This is a genomic window from Streptomyces sp. NPDC003032 (genome assembly GCF_053591415.1).
Map to the genome: position 1 here is coordinate 1 of NZ_JBSFTT010000106.1, position 3,984 is coordinate 3,984.

At 67.6% G+C, this 3,984-nt stretch carries 3 protein-coding genes; all 3 read right to left on the minus strand.

Annotated features, from left to right (window positions below):
• Positions 1-75 precede the first annotated feature (75 nt).
• The 3 genes from ACWDZ7_RS42610 to ACWDZ7_RS42620 all read right to left on the minus strand — a co-directional run bounded on the left by ACWDZ7_RS42610 (position 76) and on the right by ACWDZ7_RS42620 (position 3,861).
• The gene (locus ACWDZ7_RS42610) at positions 76-516 is read right to left on the minus strand and encodes a DUF6262 family protein (protein WP_451804310.1); all 441 of its coding nucleotides are present in this window, start codon (positions 514-516) and stop codon (positions 76-78) included.
• Positions 506-2,212 carry a tyrosine-type recombinase/integrase gene (locus tag ACWDZ7_RS42615; RefSeq protein ID WP_451804312.1) on the minus strand — a complete coding sequence of 569 codons (1,707 nt, stop codon included), beginning with the start codon at positions 2,210-2,212 and terminating at the stop codon, positions 506-508. The genes ACWDZ7_RS42610 and ACWDZ7_RS42615 overlap by 11 nt, the downstream gene beginning before the upstream one ends.
• Positions 2,213-2,742: 530 nt before the next feature.
• Complete coding sequence (locus ACWDZ7_RS42620) at positions 2,743-3,861, minus strand: tyrosine-type recombinase/integrase (RefSeq protein WP_451804314.1); 1,119 nt, start codon at positions 3,859-3,861, stop codon at positions 2,743-2,745.
• Positions 3,862-3,984 lie beyond the last annotated feature (123 nt).

Below are 3,984 nucleotides of genomic sequence, written 5' to 3' on the forward strand. Positions count from 1 at the left end.
TTATCTTGAGCTGACGCGACTTGTGGCCGCCTGACCTGGAGCTATGTGTGGTGGACGATGTCCTCAACGCTCTAATCAGCAGGGCCCGATGGCAGCGGAAGATTTCCTCTTCGGCGTGTCGCGGCGTCGGTCCGGCAGGTCGGCGGTGCGTCGTTCCCCGAGCGCGATGGCGAGCGCTTCACGCAACTCCCTGTTCTCGGCCTCCAGCTGCTGGTTGCGCTTGGTCGCCGTCTCCAGGCGCCGCAGCAGAGAAGCGTCCGAGGCCCGTTGCCGGTCGGGAACGGGCCGAGTCGCGGGGACGCGGTGGCGGGCCCGGAGACGTTCGATCTCGGCTCTCAGGTCCGGCTGGTTGTAGAGCCAGGACCGGGAGACGCCCGCTTCGCGGGCGACGGTTTCGAAGGTGATCTCGACGCCGGTAGCGTCCATGCGACGCAGGGCGGTGACCGCCCGTCGGCGGGTCGCCGCGGACCGGCGGTGGGCCGCGGCGACGATGAGGTGGGAGTTGTCAGCCGGCATCTGTCGCTTCCTCGGCTTCGTCGGCCTCCAGCTCGTGGATCATGCGGTCGAGGTTGTCTGCGACCTGCTGATTCATCTCGGCGACGCGGGTGTGACCGCAGCCGGTGGCGTTGTCGATCAGCGTCAGGGTGCGGTGGTGTTGCTCGCGTAGTTCGGGCAGGAACTCGGGCCCAGTTAGGAAGACTGGGCAGGTCAAACACGCGTTGGCATGCGGGCAGGACTTTTGAACAGGCAGTCCGCAGTAGCCGTTGGGCAGGGTCTGGGTGGCGATGCCGTAGCGGGTCTTGGCCCACTGGGCCTGGCCGAGCGCGCTGTCCTCAGCGAGGGCGACGCGTTCGCCCTTGATGTTGACCTTCATCGCTGCCTCCCAGCGGCGGCGGACGGTCTGATCGGTGATCCGCGCGTAGTGGGCGGTCATCCGGGACGATTCGTGATCGAGGAGAACGCGTACGACTTCCTGCGGGACGTCGCGGTTGATCAGTCGGCAGGCGAAGGTGTGTCGCCATTGGTGGGGCGTCAGGTGGACGGGGCGGCCGTGTTCGTCGCGGACCTCGCAGGTCTCCAGCCAGCGCTTGAGCTTCTTGCGGTAGCTTCCGTCGCCGATCCTCATGGTTCCCCCGACGTTCGAGTTCGGCCTTGGGAAGAGGACCGGGGTTCCCTGTGGCCAGCGGTTCAGGACGCGTTGCTGCTGGTCGCGGATGGCGGCCTGGACGTCCTCGTCAATGGGCACCGCTGCCTCGCGCTTCATCTTGGTGTTGAAGTAGCGCAGGTAGGGGGCGTCCTGGGCGTCGTGGATCAGGCAGTCGAAGTCCAGCGTGAGCGCACTGGAGATCCGCAGTCCGCAGCGCATCAGGATCAATGTGATCAGTCGGCCAGCGGGGTCCGTCCAGCGGTCGAGGTTGTCCTCGGACTCGACCTGGGCCATGACGTGCTCGGCCAGGCTGCGGGAGACCTGTTCCGGCTCCGGCGGGGTGTCGTCGGGGTAGTAGGCAGCCGTGCCGGGCAAGGTGTCGTCCCAGCGATGCCGCCGGATGGTCTGGAAGAACAGGTTCAGCCCCTGGATTCGTGTCTTCTTCAGGCCCCACCCGCCGGGCTCGGAGGCCACCCAGGCCAGATGACGCTCCAGCAGCAGCCGATCGACGTCGGCAAGGCGGTCGATACCGGTGTGCACGAGGAAACGGCTGAAGCAGGCCACCGCCTCCAGGCTGTTGTGGACGGTGGTGAGGCTCATTCCGGATGTCAGCCGCAGACGCAGCCAACGTTTGCCCAGCTCACGAAGCCAAGGCTGGGTGATGCGCTCGAAGCGCAATCGGCCCCTGGGGGCGGTTGCCGCGTGCGGGACGGCGATGCCGGGGAGCTTGTCCAGCCTCCACACGTCCCGCGGATACTCCGTCTCCCAGCCGGCGCCGTCCCGGAGCGTCTCGATGGCGTCGCGGACCTCGATCAGGAACAGCACGGGTTCCCGGGATCTGCCTGCCCGGGCCTGGTCCCGCCATTGTTCCTCGGAGAGATCCAGCAGCGATGTCGCCTTGGCCCTGGTGGCAAGCCGGATGGCCTGCATCACGTAGCCGGGGGCGGTGGTGCGGCGCCGAGCGTCGGCCCGGCACTGCAGACCGTACTGGAACTCCAACGTCAACTGAGCGGGCAGGCCGCGCAGATCGACCGCGGCGGCGCCGTTCAGCTGGCAGTCCAGCACGAACCGTTCGACTTCGGGGCAGCCGACCCGCCGCCACCGGTCGTCGTGACCGCGGCAGAAGATCCTCCGCGGGGCATGAGCCCAGAGCTCGCAGAACGGAAGTCGGCACTCGATCGCATCGTCCGGAGGGGGCAAAACCGGCGCATCCCACTCAGCGAGGTCGGGGCGGCCAGCTCGCGCCCACCGGTCGTAGTGCTTGGTGCACAGCCCTTTCCCGTTGACGCCGAATCGACATCCGGCGACCCCGCAGCCTCGCAGTTCCCCGCGGCCGCGGACCGGGCGTCCGGGGCCGGCGAGGAACTCCGGCATCGGAGGACGCCCGCGTTTGCGCCACCGGATGACATGTCCGTTGCACAACCCCCACTGAGCGGTCACGCGGTCGCAGTCCGGGACCGTGCACTGAGACGAACGGAAGACCGGATCATCCGGAGCGGGGAGATAGACCTCGGTACGGAACTCGGCACGGACCGTGGCCAGCAGTTTTCTCAGCAGGCCGCGTTCACCGCGGCCGGGGATGACAGCGGTGACACTCACAGCCGCACCTCCCGTCCAGTGAACCAGCCGGCTTCCTCCAAGGTGCGGCGGGCGTCCTCGACGGTCAGGTGACCGTAGGTGTCGATCGTGGTGCTGATCGAGGCGTGTCCGAGGAGTTCTTTGACGTTCTCCATGCCAGCCCCGCGCCGCAGAAGCCAGGTCGCATAGGTATGGCGGTATTGGTGCGGTTCGAACGCGATCCCGGTGGTCTTCCGCAGGCGTCTGACCAAGTCATAGACGGCCGGATAGGCCCAGGGATGGCCGTGGGGTTCGGCGAAGAGGTTCACGAAGACGTAGTCGGAGTCCAGGGCGCCGTACTCGCGGTGCAGATAGTCGGAGTACAACCGCATCAACTCCGCGCTTGCCGGGATGGTCCGCGTGCGGCCGGCCTTCGCGCGGGCCCGGTTGTCGTTCTGCCGCGGCACCACGGTCACCTGCTTCTCGGCAATCGCAATGTCGTCGTGCCGCAGGCCCAGGGCCTCGCCGATGCGGACCCCGGTGTCCAGGAGCAGGGCGAACAGCATCCGGTCCCTCAGGTGTTCGCACCCGTCGAGGATCTTCTGGGCCTGGGCGGCGCTCAGCACGCGGGGCCGCTTGCGGCCGGACTTGAGCTTGATGGTTCTGGTCCGCTCGGGCCTGCCGGAGGCGATGTGCTGAAGGAACGGCTTGTAGGAGGTGGCCGCCGAGCGGTGCCGCCCGGCCGGGCGCATGGTCACCAGCAAGTCGCCGACCTCGATGCCGTTGCGGGCGTGGAACTCGTAGAACGTGCTGACCGCGGCGAGCTTGCGGTTCACGCTGGAAGCCGTGCAGTGGTGCTCGACCGTCGGCAGCACCGCCACCGCCCCGCTCCGGGCCAGAGGCGGCAGCCGCAGCCAGGCCACGAAGGCGGCCACTGCCTCCAGGTCGACCGTCTTCCAGTCCAGGCTGCGGCCGTCGAGGTAGACCCACCAGTCCTTCAGGTCGTGGGCGTACGCCTTGACGGTGTTCGGTGACCGCTCGATCGCCGTCAGGTAGGCCAGGAACGACTCCACCGGATCGACCGGCCGCAGATCATGCCCCAGCAGCGTCCACGACTCCGTCGTCGACCCGGATGTCAGCACCCTCTGTACGCGCATTGCGCATCCACCCCTTCCGTGTTGGACGGCGGTAGATAACCGCATCCACAACGGGAGTCGGGGGAACTTCAGAGTGCTTCACGCACATGAAGGACACGCTCGTGCGGGCTCAAGATAACGGCC